At 46.1% G+C, this 17,426-nt stretch carries 21 protein-coding genes and 1 tRNA gene; 8 read left to right on the top strand and 14 right to left on the bottom strand.

The window, feature by feature from the left end:
* The 3 genes from AOU00_RS21915 to AOU00_RS21905 are packed head-to-tail and all read left to right on the top strand — an operon-like array spanning position 1 to position 2,265.
* The gene (locus AOU00_RS21915) at positions 1 to 951 is read left to right on the top strand and encodes a YqhG family protein (RefSeq protein WP_061828581.1); all 951 of its coding nucleotides are present in this window, start codon (positions 1 to 3) and stop codon (positions 949 to 951) included.
* Between the two features lie 58 nt (positions 952 to 1,009).
* Complete coding sequence (locus AOU00_RS21910) at positions 1,010 to 1,213, top strand: hypothetical protein (protein ID WP_069291643.1); 204 nt, start codon at positions 1,010 to 1,012, stop codon at positions 1,211 to 1,213.
* Positions 1,210 to 2,265, top strand: coding sequence for a hypothetical protein (locus AOU00_RS21905; protein WP_069291642.1), 1,056 nt, complete (start codon positions 1,210 to 1,212; stop codon positions 2,263 to 2,265). Before AOU00_RS21910 ends, AOU00_RS21905 begins: the two co-directional genes overlap by 4 nt.
* 97 nt (positions 2,266 to 2,362) lie before the next feature.
* On the opposite strand, the gene AOU00_RS21900 is transcribed toward AOU00_RS21905, so the two are convergent.
* On the bottom strand, positions 2,363 to 2,554 hold the full coding sequence (locus AOU00_RS21900; RefSeq protein WP_069291641.1) for a YqzE family protein: 192 nt from the start codon (positions 2,552 to 2,554) through the stop codon (positions 2,363 to 2,365).
* 290 nt (positions 2,555 to 2,844) lie between these two features.
* Between AOU00_RS21900 and AOU00_RS21895 the strand changes: the two genes are divergently transcribed.
* Positions 2,845 to 3,606 carry an N-acetylmuramoyl-L-alanine amidase gene (locus AOU00_RS21895; RefSeq protein ID WP_069291640.1) on the top strand — a complete coding sequence of 254 codons (762 nt, stop codon included), beginning with the start codon at positions 2,845 to 2,847 and terminating at the stop codon, positions 3,604 to 3,606.
* Here AOU00_RS21895 and AOU00_RS21890 read toward each other — a convergent pair.
* From AOU00_RS21890 to AOU00_RS21880, 3 genes are all read right to left on the bottom strand, one after another.
* A complete protein-coding gene (locus AOU00_RS21890) occupies positions 3,581 to 4,516 on the bottom strand; it encodes a divergent polysaccharide deacetylase family protein (protein WP_061828585.1) in 936 nt (311 codons plus the stop codon). The two genes, AOU00_RS21895 and AOU00_RS21890, sit on opposite strands and share 26 nt — an antisense overlap.
* 125 nt (positions 4,517 to 4,641) lie before the next feature.
* Entirely contained in the window at positions 4,642 to 5,154 is a 513-nt protein-coding gene (gene msrA / locus AOU00_RS21885) for a peptide-methionine (S)-S-oxide reductase MsrA (protein WP_069291639.1), read from the bottom strand.
* A gap of 279 nt (positions 5,155 to 5,433) precedes the next feature.
* Positions 5,434 to 5,518, bottom strand: a tRNA-Leu gene (locus AOU00_RS21880).
* 222 nt (positions 5,519 to 5,740) lie between these two features.
* Between AOU00_RS21880 and AOU00_RS21875 the strand changes: the two genes are divergently transcribed.
* Positions 5,741 to 6,262 (top strand): YhjD family protein, encoded by a 522-nt coding sequence (locus AOU00_RS21875; protein WP_061828587.1) that lies wholly within the window; start codon positions 5,741 to 5,743, stop codon positions 6,260 to 6,262.
* A 142-nt stretch (positions 6,263 to 6,404) separates the two neighbouring features.
* Here AOU00_RS21875 and AOU00_RS21870 read toward each other — a convergent pair whose 3' ends face one another.
* The 5 genes from AOU00_RS21870 to AOU00_RS21850 form a co-directional block, all read right to left on the bottom strand.
* Entirely contained in the window at positions 6,405 to 6,734 is a 330-nt protein-coding gene (locus tag AOU00_RS21870) for a carboxymuconolactone decarboxylase family protein (RefSeq protein WP_013309744.1), read from the bottom strand.
* A gap of 118 nt (positions 6,735 to 6,852) precedes the next feature.
* Positions 6,853 to 7,074, bottom strand: coding sequence for a hypothetical protein (locus tag AOU00_RS21865; protein WP_061828588.1), 222 nt, complete (start codon positions 7,072 to 7,074; stop codon positions 6,853 to 6,855).
* Between the two features lie 140 nt (positions 7,075 to 7,214).
* Positions 7,215 to 7,559: a hypothetical protein gene (locus AOU00_RS21860; RefSeq protein WP_007429850.1), complete on the bottom strand. Its 345-nt coding sequence runs from the start codon at positions 7,557 to 7,559 to the stop codon at positions 7,215 to 7,217.
* A 101-nt stretch (positions 7,560 to 7,660) separates the two neighbouring features.
* Positions 7,661 to 8,233, bottom strand: a complete 573-nt coding sequence (locus tag AOU00_RS21855) for a xanthine phosphoribosyltransferase (RefSeq protein WP_013309742.1) — start codon at positions 8,231 to 8,233, stop codon at positions 7,661 to 7,663.
* Between the two features lie 84 nt (positions 8,234 to 8,317).
* Positions 8,318 to 8,923 carry a DedA family protein gene (locus AOU00_RS21850; RefSeq protein WP_028542810.1) on the bottom strand — a complete coding sequence of 202 codons (606 nt, stop codon included), beginning with the start codon at positions 8,921 to 8,923 and terminating at the stop codon, positions 8,318 to 8,320.
* A gap of 140 nt (positions 8,924 to 9,063) precedes the next feature.
* Here AOU00_RS21850 and AOU00_RS21845 point away from each other — a divergent pair, with 140 nt between their 5' ends.
* Complete coding sequence (locus AOU00_RS21845) at positions 9,064 to 10,170, top strand: YkvI family membrane protein (RefSeq protein ID WP_028542811.1); 1,107 nt, start codon at positions 9,064 to 9,066, stop codon at positions 10,168 to 10,170.
* Here the strand turns inward: AOU00_RS21845 and AOU00_RS21840 are convergent.
* The gene (locus tag AOU00_RS21840; RefSeq protein ID WP_061828589.1) at positions 10,167 to 11,291 is read right to left on the bottom strand and encodes a glycosyltransferase family 4 protein; all 1,125 of its coding nucleotides are present in this window, start codon (positions 11,289 to 11,291) and stop codon (positions 10,167 to 10,169) included. The genes AOU00_RS21845 and AOU00_RS21840 overlap by 4 nt on opposite strands.
* Positions 11,292 to 11,497: 206 nt before the next feature.
* On the opposite strand from AOU00_RS21840, the gene AOU00_RS21835 reads away from it, so the two are divergent.
* On the top strand, positions 11,498 to 12,679 hold the full coding sequence (locus AOU00_RS21835; protein WP_061828590.1) for a GGDEF domain-containing protein: 1,182 nt from the start codon (positions 11,498 to 11,500) through the stop codon (positions 12,677 to 12,679).
* Positions 12,680 to 12,791: 112 nt separating this feature from the next.
* On the opposite strand, the gene AOU00_RS21830 is transcribed toward AOU00_RS21835, so the two are convergent.
* A complete protein-coding gene (locus AOU00_RS21830) occupies positions 12,792 to 13,574 on the bottom strand; it encodes a pseudouridine synthase (RefSeq protein ID WP_061828591.1) in 783 nt (260 codons plus the stop codon).
* Positions 13,571 to 15,235, bottom strand: a complete 1,665-nt coding sequence (locus AOU00_RS21825; RefSeq protein ID WP_069291638.1) for an RsmB/NOP family class I SAM-dependent RNA methyltransferase — start codon at positions 15,233 to 15,235, stop codon at positions 13,571 to 13,573. The genes AOU00_RS21830 and AOU00_RS21825 overlap by 4 nt, the downstream gene beginning before the upstream one ends.
* A gap of 163 nt (positions 15,236 to 15,398) precedes the next feature.
* On the opposite strand from AOU00_RS21825, the gene AOU00_RS21820 reads away from it, so the two are divergent.
* A complete protein-coding gene (locus AOU00_RS21820; RefSeq protein WP_013309735.1) occupies positions 15,399 to 15,926 on the top strand; it encodes a thioredoxin family protein in 528 nt (175 codons plus the stop codon).
* Between the two features lie 84 nt (positions 15,927 to 16,010).
* Here the strand turns inward: AOU00_RS21820 and AOU00_RS21815 are convergent, their stop codons facing one another.
* On the bottom strand, positions 16,011 to 16,580 hold the full coding sequence (locus AOU00_RS21815) for a DUF309 domain-containing protein (RefSeq protein WP_061828593.1): 570 nt from the start codon (positions 16,578 to 16,580) through the stop codon (positions 16,011 to 16,013).
* Positions 16,581 to 17,393: a GTP diphosphokinase gene (locus AOU00_RS21810; RefSeq protein WP_023988035.1), complete on the bottom strand. Its 813-nt coding sequence runs from the start codon at positions 17,391 to 17,393 to the stop codon at positions 16,581 to 16,583.
* Between the last annotated feature and the right edge of the window lie 33 nt (positions 17,394 to 17,426).

Raw genomic sequence — 17,426 nt, 5'->3', positions numbered from 1 at the left:
TTGACCATGAATGCACAGCAAGTCCAGCGTTTTGTACACACCTATCTGGAAGCTACCGGATGCAGTGTCATTGAGAGGTCGCCTCATCATGTAACCGTCAAGCTTTCTCCAGAAGCGGATAAAGCCTTAACAAACCGCCCCTACTATTGGGGATACGTAGAGCGTACTGGCGTTCCAGCGCAGACGATGTCCTTCACTTTCATCTTTGATGGGGAAGCCTATCGTACAGAACAGGAACGTTTAGCGGATCATACGCCACCAACTCCAGCATCAGGCAACGCAGCACAAGATCAGGTCATGGGGCGTTATTTCGGTCATGTACCGACATTACCACAATTGGGACCTGGACGTATTTTGCAGGAGGAGCTTCGATATGGAAGCCGTCGGCTACATCAAATTTTTGAAGCCGCACGAGATGGAGGGAAATATGTTTATTTGTTTGAGCAACCTGATGCCCGTCAGCTGTCTGCCCGCTCTCCCGTAGTCTATGAAGCTTGGCTCAGCATCTGCTATAAGATTGAATTCGCCTGCGATTTGAAGCGTGAGGAACTTCAGTGGCTAGGTATTTCGCTTAAAAGCGGCACCATTGTAACCGATTTTGGCGCCATGCTCGAAACTCGGCAGCTCAGCCCGCTGCTGGCGGGTAATATGCATGTGCAGCCTGCCGAGCTATCTGTCCCTGAAGCTTCTAGCTCGCTTGAAAGCTACCTCACCGAACAGCTCCGTCAGCAAGATTATGATTGGGCTGAGCAGGCGAAGGAACGATTGCGCGAGGAATTGGAGGTTATTGACCACTACTACGATGATCTAATCAAGGAACAGAAAGAGGAAGAGGATAAAAAAGAAGCCATATCAGAGCAGCATCAAGCCCGCCGTAAAGAAATGGTATGGCAGTATGAGCCCAAGGTACTCGTATCCGCCATTAACTGCGGGATATTTCATCTGCGGTAACCGATATCTCTTGCTCCTTCGCAGGAGAGTTGCAGAGGTATCGTCAGCTTGTAACATCTTGCTTCAGCCTACACCAGTTTCCGCTGCTGTAACCACAAGTTTGGTTAAACATGTCTCCTATGTATCGACAGCAAAAAGCGAACCTGGATACGACATTTGCGCCGACAAGGTGCAGCAGTCTTTTTATCGGACAGGCTGTATGCTGTATAAAAAGAATGCCTCCGTCGGGCAATCAAGCCGACAGAAAGGTGGATTTCATTGAAGAAGAATCATTCCGGGCACTATACCATAGGTATGATCGCAGCTGTTCTGATCGGCCTGTCCGCAGTCTGTCCGTTCGCTTCCATTCATGCGGCTCCCTCAGTCGCACAAGGCAACAATTTAAACTTGGTGTCTCTCTACAATGAAAGCTCGCGGGTTGCTCCATTGAACTCCACGAGTCCTGCTACTCCTTCCCCGGGTGACGTTTCAGCAAGTTTTCCTACTGAGGAGCAAGGCGTGCCCGCAGACGTAAAACAGACTGCAGACAACATGGTACAATCCCTATCGTCGCAGCCCCCTTTTGTCTCGTGGAAAGATGCTGAGCTTAGCTATCATCCGCTCGGACCTGGAACCCATAGTTGGCTTGTTCAAGTAAACCGTGCGGGAGAATACATCGGCTACCTGATTATCGGATCAGACTCAAACGGCGTATATCAACTCAACGAATATGGGAATGGTCCAGGCGGGCCTTATAGTATGGATGTACTTCATCAATCCTTAGTGTCGCTCACAGATACTGATCTTTCATCTATCGACAAGCTGCAAATCACACCCATGTATGAGGAACCGCTACTAGCCTACTGGCTGGTGCGTTCCTCTACAGGCAGCGAAATATGTATTGATGCTGTAACTGGCGATCCGTTACCTGTAGAAGTGGTAGATGGGAGTTGGAAACATAAGCTCCAAAACAACGTATTCTCTTCATCTGTACCCTTTTTGAAAACACAGGCGCAAGCAGTTACGGTCTCGTCTGCTCCTTTCGATCCCTATGACGATCTGGGTTGGCTTCAACCCAAGCAAAAACTTTTTGTCCGTAACACAGCACAATTTATGGATACACTGAGTATTTCACCGCGTATTATATTTTCTGCCACAGGTATCAATTTTGCCTTTGGAGGTCCCTTATCCATTAGTGGGTATCAGTCTTGGATATCCCCAGATCATCCGTCCCAACCCAATTTATATGCGTTAACCTACCATCATGGACTTTCCCGATTTGTACCGCTAAAACAGTTATTGTCAGCTGGCGAATTTTATCGTTTGGACTCCTAGTTATTAAGAAACACGAAAAAGATCGGAATGATCTCTACAACATAAAAAGAGACCTCAAATGGCATAACCTATGCCTCTTGTGGTCTCTTTGGCGAGTTTAATTTCGCTCCCTTCGCCCTCTGCGTGTGGATTTCATCCACATTTTCAGAGCGAGAGGCAACATGCCAAACCATTTGCTCCCCCACGGCTCTCTGGCTTGTTTTTGACTGCGCCGAACATCACGCGGCGTTTCCATATAGCGAACAATCCGCTGCGTAATATACGTCACCAGTTCGTCACTCTTCGCCATCCTCCATGACCTCCTCCAATCTGCACCTATTGTTTCCAATTACGTTGCTTGGAAATATCGGATTCACACGTTAGGTGCAGATAAAACTAGCTTGCTCATTTTCCAAAAGGTCTAACCCCTGTGGGAATAACTATGCATGGTTTCCCTTAAATGGAACATACTATCTTCAACATAACAGTTACCCCAAGGCTAATTGCCATATTTGAAGGCAGCTACGCTGCTTTAGGTTTGATGCCTGTTATGCATGGTTTTTCAGTAAATAATCAATTCGTCCACTGGGGGAATAGAATGTGAGGAAAAAAAGGTTAAACAAAATATGGCTGACATGCTTGGGGTTCAGTCTATGCATCCTTTGCAGTGCTGTATTCGCCCCATTTACCTATATAGCTGCTCAGCCCGACGAGAAAAGTAACGAACCAAACAAGTATATAGATAGTCCATCCAACGTACATTCGTCCTATCACGCTTTTGCTAAGCCCGTTGTCCTGATTGATGTAGGCCATGGCGGTGTGGATGGTGGAACAAGTCACAAAGGAATTTTGGAAAAAGATATCAATCTCGCCATTGCTCAAAAGCTGTACTTGATTTTACGCTCCCAGGGATATCCTGCTGTCCTGAATCGGGACAAGGACTACGCACTGAGTGACGACAACCGTTGGCTGCAGTCCAAATCCCGGCACCTTAAAGACCTCGCCCAACGTAAAAGCCTAACAGAACAACTGCCCACCGCTTTGGTTGTAAGCCTGCATGTCAATTGGAGCAAAAGTGCCGAAAAACGAGGACCCATTGTACTGTATCAGGATGAAGGCAGCAGCTATCTGTTAGCTGAACGGATTCAGCATTCATTAAACCGCTTATTTTGCATGAATAGAAAAACAGTGTACGGAAAACCCTTTTATCTTTTGAATAAAATCCAGCATCCTGCTGTAATTGTTGAAACCGGATTTATCAGTAACGAACAGGACAGAGCTATGCTTTCCGAGGATCGTGGTCAAAAAAGCATTGCCGAAGCTATTGCCGCAGGCATTATTGCGCATTTGACGGCATGGTAGTGTTGATGGCTGGGTCTCCCGTCCATCCCCATACAGCTCGTACCAAATCGCTAATACCCACAAATTTGGCGTGCTCCTTTAGCTTGGGAACCGACGAATGAAGAGCGGAGGATGTGTACATACCAGACACGCCGACGTGCCCAATCGTTACGCAGGTGTTGTGCTCATCCAGCCATTCAACCACTTTTGTAAGTTGCCGATTCACATGGGCGAGGTTATGGACATCATCCAGAAAAACATCATTTCGTACTGGTGGCATTCCCTTTTTAGCGGCAAGCTCAGGGACCACTGACCGATAATTAGTACGGCTATCGACAAAAAATAGTCCATGCTCCTTACAAACATCAAGAACAATGGACATAATGCGCTTATTAGAAGTGATCTTGGAACCCATGTGGTTGTTCATCCCTATCGCATAAGGAACATCCTTAATGGCTGCTGTCACCTTCGCACGTACTTCTTCATCCGTCATATTAGCCTTAATTGCTCCAGGCCCAAGCCATTCGGGCTTCCCCTGCTTTGGCTCCATTGGAAGATGGACGATGACATCATGACCGCGCTTATGCGCTTCCATAGCGTCCTGCTTGGTTGTAGGCAGGAAGGGCATCACAGCAACGGTAATCTTAACGGGTAAATTTAAAATTTGCTCAGTTCCTTTCATATGGTTTCCCAGATCGTCAATAATGACAGCAACCATCTTTTGCGGATCGTCCTGTTTGTCTATTGCTTCTGCAACACCAGTACTACAGACCATGAATAACATGCATACCGAAATACAGAGTACTACGGTTCTTCGCATTTTGGAGCTTGAATGGAATACAGGTACATAAGCTGGCTCTTTCCGAGCGCGAGATTCCTTTAAAGCCTTTTTTATTATATTTCTCATGTGCAGCTTCCGTCGTGTACTCATTGCAGGTCAGCCTCCTTCTCTGTCCCTTCATTGTGTGAGTAACGTCGTCTAAATATGTATAAGGCAGATCCATGGAATAATCCCTGATCTGCCTTATCGTGCGTAGAAACGTATGTTAAAGCCGCTTACCAGTTCTTATCAATAAATTCATCACGACCAGATTGGGCCCGATCTTCCTTATAGTGCTTCACGTTTTTCTTGTGGTAATCCTGATGATAATCCTCTGCAGGATAAAAAATCGAAGCAGGAAGAATCTCCGTTACAATTGGCTTATCAAAGCGTCCACTTTGTGCCAACTGCTCCTTGGACAGTTGTGCAAGCTCACGTTGCTGCTCTGTATGATAAAAAATTGCGGGTTTATACTGTGTACCCCGGTCCTGAAATTGACCTTCCCCGTCGGTAGGATCTGTTTGCGGCCAATATAATTCGAGCAGCTTTTCATAAGGAAACAGCTCAGGTTCAAAAGTAATCTGCACCACCTCGTAGTGACCTGTAGTTCCTGTTTTAACCTGCTCGTAGGTCGGATCGGCAATCGTTCCTCCAGTGTATCCTGACATAATGCCATGAATGCCCGGCTGTTCTTCAAACGGAGTCACCATACACCAGAAGCATCCACCTGCAAAAGTCGCTTTCTCCATCTTACATCCAACCTTTCAATAACTTCATCATAAAGTGCGTTATTTTCTATCATATCTTAAAAGATAACCTTATAAAAGAATTGTTTATGAACTTGAGGAATTCGCAAAAATTCCACCTAAAAGAAATCAAGTAATTTGTCAGAATCCTTTATGGAAATCCATAGTTTGCGGGAAGACAAGAAACGTGTTCAGCTTAAACTATGAGCAAATCCCCGGAAATATAAGAAAAAGGCCTCTAAAACTGCTACGAGAGCAATTTTATAGACCTTTTCTAATAGATGCGGTCGAGAGGACTCGAACCTCCACGGGGGGTTAGCCCACACGGACCTGAACCGTGCGCGTCTGCCAATTCCGCCACGACCGCATATAAGTTGTCGTTTATCCTCGAAAGATCAATCTTTCTTAGCGACAAGATAGATCATACCATGCTCATATCAAGATGTCAAACCTTTTATATTTGTTAATTTCCTCTTGATAAAAAAGGAATAATAAACTAAAATAAGAACATAAGTTCTCGGGAACGAAGGTTCCTTTTCTTCATTCGGTTATGAATTATCATCACATTTTCCTAAGGCGGTGAATGGTAATGATCTCTTTAGATACTACTCAGCATGAATGGTCTCTTGTGAAAAGTTATCTACTCCTTACCTTTATTCAAAAAGTATTTGAGCGGGACAGCCTAATTCTTGAAGAAAGCGGTATGCTGAAAACCCCTGGTCTTTATGTCGAAATGGTTAATGCAGGTGTAGATCGTACCGGGATCCTGCTGTCTGAAATAAAACATGAATTTAATAAATATCACATTCATGTTCTGGACATACAACAAAACCACTCCGGCGTTCACGCCACCTATATAAGTAAAGGCAATAAAGAGCAGTTCAGTATGGCAATGCCAGCGTTCCGCAAAGAAATGTATGAGCGGATGCGAGCATATCTCGGGCTCTCAACCTCTATGCCCCATACAGCTGCCCTTCCTTTACTAGAGAAACATCGCTCCGAATTACCAAACAATTCAACATCCAAACCTCTACGCATCGTTGAACGAAGTTTGGTTACATCCTCTTTGGCTTATAAGCGTAAAACGTCTCGCCCTGCTGCTTTTGCATAATCCCCGCACAACCAACACGCAAAAGAAAAAAGCTTCCGCAGACACCAACTGTGCGCGGAAGCTCCTTTCCATATTCATCATATATCCAAATCGATCTATAACCGCTATGACGAAGTATAAGCTCATCAATTAATGATTCGCCTTATTGCAACGCCTTCTGTACACGCGTTACCCCTTGGCTTAGAGCATGTCCTCCACCTACTGCTGCGGCTACAGCAATGGTCTCCATAATTTCCTGATCACTGGCTCCTTTGGACCGCGCCTCGTCCACGTGATAAAACGTGCATACTTCATTGTTGGCAAATAAGCCAATGCCTAGCGCAATCAGTTGCTTGGTTTTCTCATCTAGACTGCCGGCTTGAAAGCACTCTCCGGTAAAGCGATGATATGCATGAACTACCTCGGGCAACTGATCTTCCAAATGGCTGATTTGATCCTTGTATGCATGTACTTTTTCGTCCATAACCGTCATTGACACAGCACGTCCTCTCTGTTGGATTTTCCTTCATTACTGTGTCCGATTTAGAGTTTCTGTATGCCTAATGAATCACCCAGTTATTTTTATCCAACACCCATTTGAGAACCCATTCCTAATCCAGATCTATCGGATTGTGACGCGGCTCGCTGAACGACTGGTATGTATAGCTGCGATCCAATTTGACCACACGTCGATTCTGGCGACGAATAAGCACCTGTTCCTCATCCCATGCCAGTACAATGCCCACAACATCGTTGGACTCCAATCCATCGCGTACGACACGCACCTTTTCACCGGAGAGTCGATAAGCATCCAATTCTTCGTCCATAATCATCCTTGTCCCCTCCTTATTCACTTTTTTAACATAACGATCATGGTTCTATATACATGAAAAAAGTTTAAAAAGAGACCTAAACGAATCATTTAGGTCTCTTCTCTCTTACTACTTATATGGATTGCCAACAGAGCGACAAATTATCCCGACTGATTCACACTGTGATCATGTTCTTTTGTATCGTTCTTCTCATACCAGAAGTCCAGCACTTGTGCAGACAACACTCGCTGATCTACATACTCCACTTGGTGAGCAGTAAATTCTTCTTTCCAAGAGAAGGACAATTCTTCGCATAGGTTAACCAACGTCAACAACTCAGACCAGGCCACATAGCGTTTATACCAAAAAAACTGAGGATGTTCAATCATATAGGGATACAAATCGTCGAATTCCGTATGCTTACAATCCAAGGCACGCTCAAAGTGTACTTTAGCCGCTGCCAGTTTTTCCAGAAAAAACTGTTCGGTCAATTGTTCTTTCCCCATGTTGCTGCCTCCTCTCCAAAACCTTATCTATATTATAAGCGAAATTGAAGCTCATGCAAAGGTTATTATTAGAAATAAGGATCAGGAGTTTTGAATTGTTACTATTCAGCAAACTCAATCTTGCCGTCAGCTAACGACGAAATTTTGACCAATGACTCTACACGAATACCCTGCTCACGGATGGTTCTCGCTCCGGCCTGAAAGCTTTTTTCCACCGCGACACCAAATCCAACCAACTCCGCTCCAGAGCGTTGAATGATTTTAACCATACCTCGCGCCGCATCACCATTAGCAATAATATCATCAATGAACAGAACACGGTCATCTTCGTGAATAAATTGACGAGACAGCATAATATCCGTAACAATACCTTTTGTAAACGAAGGTACGCGTTCACACAGCGCGTCTGGATCAGCTAATAGGGTCTTTTTACGACGAGCAAATACCAACGGTACACCCAATTCCAATGCTGTCGCAAACCCGATGGCAATGCCTGAGGACTCCACGGTCACTACTCTGGTAATCTTCTCTTCTCGGAAACGTGCTGCGAACTCTCGTCCCATTGCCATTGTCAGTTCTGGATCAACCTGGTGATTAAGCAAACCATCCAGCTTCAGCACCTGATCTGATGCAATCACGCCTTCATTTAAAATTCGTTTCTTTAATACTTCCATTACATGACCTCCCACGGCAATCCTATGCGGTAAAAGTACCATACTTCACCCGCCGCTTTCAAGCTATAGCTGCTTTCCATGCGGTCATGTGACATTTTTTTTACGCTTGTTCCAGAACCATGCGGTGATTCCTCCCACAACGATTAAAAGAATAACAACCAGCCCTACCCGATGCGTTACCTTCTCCATTAGCTTCGCCACCTGCTCCCAATGCATGCCCACCGCATGTCCAATCCCCAAAAATGTACCGCACCACAGCAAAGCTCCTGCTGATGCATAACTGATATAGCGAAAAACGCCTAGACGGGTTGTACCTGCTAGATATGAGGATACATGTCTCAAGCCGGGGACAAAATATCCGAACAGGATTCCCCAGGTACCATAGCGCCCAAACCAATTTTCAGAAGAGGCAATCCTAGAAGGCGTAAGCCTCACCCATTTTCCGTATCGATGCAAAAGTGGTTTGCCCAGCAGACGCCCCAGTGTGTAGCTAAGCATCATACCCGTCATACTACCGAAAAATGTGACTGCCAGTGCAGCAATGAAGTTGTAGTGCCCTTGAGACACGAGCCCGCCGAAGGCGATCATTAGCACTTCGTCGGGTATCGGCATACCCGCTACTCCAAGTGCAAGCAAGCCGAACATTGCCAAATATCCGTATTCCAGTATCCATGCAAGGATTTGACCCATAAATTACGCTCCCGTCAAGCTATTCATTAATTCACTTTAATTATTTTCAGTCTCATCCAGTCATGTCCTATTTCAGTTGAACATAGTTTGTATTATATGCTCTCTGCAGCGTTATTCAAGCAGGCAAGGAGGGACTGGGGATGAAACGTAATATTCATGTTTTTCAAATTGCTTTTACATACATCGGTACAATCGTCGGTGCCGGATTTGCTACCGGACAAGAAATTCTGCAATTTTTTACGCAGTATGGTCGTTGGGCTACACTCACTATTATGCTATCCACAATCATATTTGTATGGTTGGGTACGAAAATGATGCTGATCGCTCATGATATTTCAGCCAAATCCTACGAGGACCTGAACAAACATCTTTTTGGTGCCAATGCCGGGAAATGGATTAGCTGGTTCACACTCATCGTGTTGATTGGCGTAAACAGCGTCATGCTGGCAGGAGCCGGCTCTGTTTTTGTAGAGCACCTTCACTTGCATTACCAAACCGGACTGCTTATTACACTGATTGGTACTTATTTGCTGCTAAGTAAAGGCATTAAGGCCATCTTGCACATGAACACCGTGGTTGTCCCTCTGATGATCATCATGTCTCTTCTGCTCGTTCACAGCACGCTCTCCATGCCCAATCCTCAGAGTTTTATTACGAATACGACAGATCACAGTACATTTCGAACCTTGCTCTCTCCACTGCTGTACACGTCCTTTAACCTAACTATGGCCCAAGCCGTGCTTGTACCACTTGGCAGCCAAACCTTTTCCCGAAGAACCATCCGCTGGGGCGGAGTTTTGGGCGGAGTTGGTGTCGGGTTTATGCTAATGGCTGCACACTTTGCCATGTCAGCACATATGCCGGGTATTCAGCAATTTGAAATCCCTATGGGAAGCATTGCTTACCGTCTGGGTGCCTTTGTCGAAATCATATACATTCTACTCATTTTCATGGAAATCTTCAGTACCTTTGTAGCCGACATTTATGGAGTCAGTCTGCAAATTCGTCAGCATGTCCAAATTTCGCCCAAGCTCATCACACTATTCATTATGCTCACCTGTTTTTTAATCAGTCAGTTCGGCTTTAGTTCACTGTTATCTGTCCTTTATCCTATTTTCGGAATGCTCAGTCTGATGTGGGTTAGTAAACTGATCATAGCAGGACGCAGGAGACCTTTCCGTTCCTCACGTCCTCGCTCCAGCTTTCGGCATTCCGATTCCAAACCAGGTGGTACTCGTCATGGTTAATGTGGAAATTTCAAATACATTTTCTTCAACTCGTTAACCGCCCGACTTAAAGAATAGCTTGATTTAGCTTTATCGCAGGCAGATCTAGCCAGCTCATAACGATAGGCAGGGTCAGCAATGACCTTTTCTAATGCGTCTGCCAGTGCCCTCGGATTGTCGGGTGGCACGAGCAGACCATTTACCCCATCTTCAATCTGCTCCGGTATTCCTCCCACTTCTGTACCTACCAATGCCAGACAACTCAACGCTGCTTCCGCAAATACCGAACCAAAGGCCTCCGCCCGAGAAGGCAAGACAAATACATCAAAGAAAGGCATAAACTCTTCTGGATGAAGGGTATATCCATAAAAAATCGTCTCATGGTATATATCGAGCTGTCGCGCCATCTCTTCCAGCTCAGGGCGAACCGGGCCGTCTCCAATAATATGAAGCACAAAATCCAGATTTCTTTTTTTAAGTTCAGCACAGGCCCGCAATAAAATATCCAGTCCTTTCGCCGGAACAAGGCGACAAACGGTTATGAGCTGTGTCACTTCATTTTCGTGTGGAATGGGTTTGAAGCGCTTCTCATCATATCCATTCGGAATGACTGCAATGTCTTGCGGATTCTGAACGTAAGGAGTTAAGTAATGCTGAAAAGAATGAGATACCGCTATCAGGCGATCCGCCTTCTGCTCCATTTCCCCATACAGTGACACCAAGAATTGGTGTTCAGGCCCGTTCTCCTCTATTTTCCCGTTTAGAATTAACTCCTTCTCATAGGAAGAGTGAATCGTCTGTACGAGCGGAATGTCAGGAAAAACAGTTTTCATGGCGATTCCCGCAATCGGATGATGAGCATGAATGAGGTCATAGGGCTTCTGAATACGAAGCCGGGTCCACCACAAATAGTCACGGTACGTCTGAATATATTTTTGAACGATTGAGTATTGTTCATATTTCGTCCAGTCAAAGGTGTCAAAAGTTACTTCGTCCCTACCCTTGTTACGAATCCGTTTAGGGATTGAAAATAGCTCCATTTCCCAACGGGGGGATGTAAATCGCTCTTGCAGATATGGAATCATGGATGAAACGCCTCCCGGTTGCTCGGGTGGGAAAAAGAGAGCCTGTAGCAATTTCATGACGTGCTTCCCCTTTCAAGCATTAAACTGCCCGGATCACAGATTGTATGTATAGGTTTCCGGATTTTCTGAAAGATGATATATTGAGAATAAATGTTAGTCACAAAAGAAAATTATAACATTTTAAATAGGATAAATCCTGTCTATTGTATCGGAACGATATCAACCGTTCAATAGATTGACTATTTTTGCAAATGGAGTCGGTGATGTTGACGTTGTTGTCCTTATCGGGAACCTTGGGTTTCCCATCTCTGGCCGGGGCCGTAAGTGCAGCCTGCGGTTTGTATATTATACTCATGATGGCACTGATGTGCGTGATCATATATAGCAGACAACGAAAAAAAGCCTATATCCTTTTTTCGGTTGCCGCTATTATTATTATGACATATGAAGCCATGAATCTCTATTCAGCAGGTGGAGGCAAGATGCAACTCCAAGGAATCGTGTGGAAAAATGTGCTGGAGGCGTCTGCCTTCGTGCTCATCAATGCCGCCGTATTTCAACTCTACCGGAAGTTGAAACGCATGCAGACATGGACCTTGCTGCTGCTGGGTGCGTTATTGATATTGCCGGTTATTGCCTGGACTGCAGGTTTGTTGCCCGCTTGGATTAGCGCAGCGAAACTGGTTGGGTTCACTCTGTTTTATCGAGTACTGGTACTTATACTGAGCCTTGTGTTCATCACCCCACGAATCGGACAGCCAAAGAAGTATGTAGCGGGCTTATTCATGTATTTGCTCTGGCTTGGCTATTTGTGGCTGCGAAATGAGATCCCTGAAGAAGCTGGAAGATCAAACACAGTCCTATATATGTCATTTTTACCATTGCTGTACTACACTACGTTATTCCTCATCCTGTTTGAACGGATTGTGGAGCTGCTCCAAAGGATTTACCGTTCTTCCATCACCGATGGCCTGACAGGGCTATATAACCGTAAATATTTTTCGGGACGACTACGGCGATATATGGATCAAGGAATCCGCGTGTCGGTCATTTTTTGCGATATTGACAATTTCAAAAAGCTGAATGATACGCAGGGCCATGCTCGTGCGGATGAAGTACTCAAACAGGTGGCACAGATTATGGAGGATGAACTGGATGAAATCGGACTGACCGGACGATACGGTGGCGAGGAACTGGTCGCAATGGTTGTGGATCGACGTGCCAAGGTTGGACATGTCGCAGAACGTATCCGCGAGCGGGTCGCGGAAGAAAGCATTGTCACCATCAGTGTCGGACACAGTACAGTGAAGAAGGAAATGAACCCGGATGAACTGGTCAAGCAGGCCGATCAAGCGATGTACATATCCAAAACGACAGGTAAAAACAAGGTTACAGCTTATACAGCAGCCGAAGTGAAAAAGAGTCGGGCAGCACGCGCACAATAATTCGTAAACTGCGATCCAGTGTTGAATAATTCTCTGTCTGGTTGTCTGTATCATAAAATGACGCACAGGAATTTCATAAGAGCCTGTGCGTCATTTATATTTAATCTGCCCATCAAACTTCTGACGTTGCAGATGCTATATCCCGGCCGATCCATGCCAGTTCTTCACTAGTCAGCTCTCGATAGCTGCCCAGTGGAAGCTGTTCATCCAGCTTCAATGGGCCCATAGCTATTCTTTTTAAATAGGTCACCTTTTTACCAACCGCTTCGAACATACGCTTCACTTGATGAAACTTCCCCTCATGGATTACAAGCGAAATATAGGAAATGACTTCTCCATCTGCCTGGTGCGGATGTTCGTGGCGAAGAATGGTCAACTGTGCAGGAAGGGTAACATACCCATCATCCAGTTCCACTCCTGCTGTAAATTGATGAATGTCCTGCTCCGTGACATGACCCGATACGGTAGCCTCATATGTTTTAGGGACATGCCGCCGTGGAGAAAGTAGTTCGTGCGCTAGCTTACCATCGTTGGTCAACAACAATAGCCCTTCTGTATCTTTGTCTAAGCGTCCTACTGGAAAAGGCTCAAAGTGTCGTTCCTCCGCGCTCAGCAAATCCAGCACCGTCCGCTCCCTCGTATCTTCAGTTGCAGATATAACGCCCGGTGGCTTGTGCAGCATGATGTAAATATACTCCCGAAAAACAACACGTTCCCCGTTCACTTCAATCTGATCCTGGTATGGATGAACCTGTAAACCGCTATCCTTGGTGATCCTCCCGTTTACTGTGATCATCCCTTGCTTCACCTGTCGCTTGATATCACTACGGGAGCCATATCCCATATGGGTTAAAACTTTATCCAAACGTTGCGTTTGTCTCCCTTTTCCACTCATACCGATGTCCACCTCCAACCTGTAGGGTATTCATTTTTGAGCATGCCGTCCTGCCATTTGCCCCACCCAGCCGAATAACCATCAATGCACACGAGAGTATAGCCTTTGGACTGGACTTCGTTCCGCAGTGCCATTCTCTCAACGGGGATGGACAAGGTCTCCCCTTTTAAATACCGGATGGCCTCAGCATCTGAACTGGAGAGATTGATGCTTCTAGCCGCCTCTGAAGGGCGTAATGCCACCGCCAGCGGGTGTGAAGGCACAAAGCGACCATTCTTGTCGGTACCCATAAACCAGCCTGGTCGCACCACCTTAAGGCCGTCCAAACGATGGGATGCCAATGGCGACTGATAAATACGATCTCCATAGACCACCGTATAGCCTGTAAAGGACACCTCCAGCTGATCCTTCACAAATTGGTGATAGGACTCCAGCACATCTTGTGGGGAGCGTGCAGCGGATTTTACATTCTCTTTGCCAGAACGAGACTTATTGCCACCCAAGCCGCGCGCGGACTTTCCTTTACCGGACTTCACATCCATTCCTTTTCCACTTCGTTTAGGCTCACCAGTCGCATGTCTTCCTTGACCGCTTGGCATCAGTGCTTCCTTGACGGACAAAAACTGCTTCTTCCGTGGATACGCTGCATCTATGTTCAATGCCCTGTCATTCTTGCCCTCAAATGGAGTCAAATCCCCGGATTCAGTGTGATCTTCAGTCCCAGTGACACGACCACCCTGGTGTTGCAACACAGCGATAAAATGGCCTTCTCCCTCTACGAGATGCGGCCAAAGGCGTGCTGTTCCCCGCAGTTCGGGGTGTGATGCCGCGACCTCTTCACTCATCCATTCCGGGTGGCCTGGTGCAAAACCTGCTTCCGATGGAACAGGGACTACGTCAAAATCGGGATGAGCCTCCAGAAATTCTGCGATCATTCCTTCATTTTCTTCTGGCGCAAAGGTGCAGGTCGAATAGACAATTCTCCCTCCTGTGCTCAGCATCGAGGCCGCTACACGCAAAATGTCCCGTTGCATGACTACACATTTATCCACCGAATGCGTTTCCCATTGTTTTGCCATATCCTCATCTTTGCGGAACATACCTTCTCCCGAGCAAGGTGCGTCAATTAGTATCTTGTCAAAAAAATGAGGAAAGGCATCGGCGATTCGATCCGGGCTTTCATTCAGTACCACGGCATTACGCACACCGTACAATTCCACATTTTTAGCCAACGCTTTGGTTCGGTCCGCGCTAATATCATTGGTCACCAATACGCCGCTTCCTTGTAGTTTGGCAGCTATTTGGGTCGATTTCCCGCCCGGTGCAGCGCACAAGTCCAATACAGCTTCATCTTGAGCTACATTGAGCAGTTCAACCGGAGACATTGCACTCGGTTCCTGTATATAGTACAGTCCCGCATGGTAGTAAGGATGTAACCCCGGCTTCGTACCGTGCGGAATGTAAAAACCCGTGGCACACCATGGAATTGGCCGCAGTTCGAACGGAGAACGTTCCTTAAAGTCCTCCACCGGAATTTTTAACGTATTGACGCGAATCCCGGCATGGGGCGTGTGGTCATAGGCGGTCATAAATGCTTCAAATTCGTCGCCGAGCAGTTGCTCCATGCGCTTTACAAATGCTGTGGGGAGCTGTACACCCATAATCGTAATCATCCTGTCCTTTTAAAATAAATTTTATTGTACCATATTCAACCTGTTATCCTGCAATATCGGTGTGATTTACGAACTTTCACTACAATCTGTAATGTTGTATAATAATGAGATTCATAGCTACATATTTTGAATTTTGATAGGAGAGATTGCATTGAACGCACAAAAATCCAACAAAAAAAAGCTTATACCTGTCATCGGCTTTTTTGTTGTGCTGGTCATTTTGCTTGGAGTGCTGCTCGCTTTAAATTCAGGCACTAAAAACAAGCTGTATGGCGTTTCCACAGCCTCGTTAAATCCTGCTACTCAAGAGCTGCTAAATGACCCGAACTATCAGCAAATTATTAAGCCGGAAGATCTACAGAGTAAAATTGACAAAAAGGAAAACTTCTTCGTCTATCATTTCGCGTCCGACTGTGTGCATTGCCGCGCCACTACTCCTAAGCTCTTGCCTTTGAGCAAGCAGGAGAACATTACGATGCACGAATTTAACCTGCGTGAGTATGAGGATGGCTGGGACAAGTATAAGATTGAGTATACCCCTACGCTCATTTATTACGAAAAAGGCGTGGAAAAGGAACGTATGGTAGGCGGGTTGAAGGAAAGTCCTTCGGACAATGGGTACACACTCGACGATTTCAAAGCCTTCTTTGAGAAATATAAAAAGAACGTAACCTCCTAGTCAAACGTTCACACACCTGAAACGATAAAGCAGCCCGATCCCCATGAAACGGATCGGGCTGCTTGCTTATCGTGTGCTTCAAACTCAAGGCGCATCCTTCGTTTCCGCCGAGACAGAGCCTGAGCCGCCAGCTGCCTGTCTTCGCCTAATTGAAGCTGCCAGCGCCTGCTGACGCTGCTCATGCTTTTCCCCACGCCGAGGACCTCTCTGCTGCGGGATGTTGACTGGAATGGACGACGATGCCTTCTCCACGGCCCGGCGCAGCCCGGGCTCGACGATTTCTATCGTCAAATCCCGATAAACCGGCGGTTGGTGCTGAAGCTCTTCCGTACCGGTCATAACTGCTTCAGCAAGCTGACGGGCGCAAACGCGCGCCTCGTCCACCAGCTTCGCCATATTAATGCCCAGCGCCTGCGAAGGAGCATGCTTCAGCCTGTGGACCGCACTATTCAGCATCATATGTCCACCACGATAGTTACCATTCCGGAAATGATACAGTCCTACAGCAACTTGCAGCAAGCCTTTATATACAGGGTCACGGTCCAGCTTAAGCCACAGCTCTTCCAGTACCTCATGACATTCAAAGTAATCCCGATCCCGATTGAAGTATACCAAATAAGTCACGTACAGCGGTTCGTAGGAAAGGTTTTCCATTTAATACTCATCCCTGTCTTCTTCCTTGGTAGAGGCTTCTAGCATCTCTTTGACCTCATCGTGAAGCAGCTTGATTCCTTCCATGTCGTGCCGTTCCCACAGTTCATTAAATCTGCGCTGCGCATCAATCGTTTCACTGATCTTATGGTAGAAATACAGCCGGTGCATACCTGTTAGCACTTTAGAAACGATATTGGCTTCATCCTCGAACTTTTTCTGCGCTTCCAATATTTCAAGACGCATAGAAGACATCTCATTATCCAATACAAAGGCTGCCTCAGCTGCCTTTTTCAATCGTGTGCGCATATTATCAGGCAAGCTTTCACGATACTTATAGCTAAGAGAATGCTCTATGGTTGCCCAAAAATTCATAGCCAAAGTACGGATTTGAATTTCTGCCAGCACAATCTTCAGCCCCACTGCTGTTTGAACCGGATACTCCACAATCATATGAAAGCTGCGATAGCCGCTGTCTTTATAATTGGTGATATAGTCCTTTTCATACAGTACGGTCAAATCCTTACGTCTTCTGATATATTCGGCCACCCGCCGAATATCCTCTACAAATTGACACATAATGCGAATGCCTGCAATATCCTCGATTCCCGTCTCCAGCTGATCAGAAGGAACCTGTAATCTCTTTGCCTTATCGAGGATGCTTGATATTTTTTTAACCCGTCCGGTTACGAATTCGATAGGAGCGTATTCCTCGCGCTTTTTCAGCTCCGCACGCATTGTTTTGAACTTGACCTTAAGCTCTTCCACCGCCTGATCGTATGGCAGTAAAAATGTTCCCCAGTCTCTTCCGTCCATCCCCGTACCTCCTGTCTCTTCCGACAACACTTT

Origin of the sequence: Paenibacillus polymyxa, from assembly GCF_001719045.1 — a bacterium.
Lineage (GTDB): Bacteria > Bacillota > Bacilli > Paenibacillales > Paenibacillaceae > Paenibacillus > Paenibacillus polymyxa_B.
Note: the sequence above shows the minus strand (reverse complement) of the source record. Positions and strands in the feature narration are given on the sequence as shown.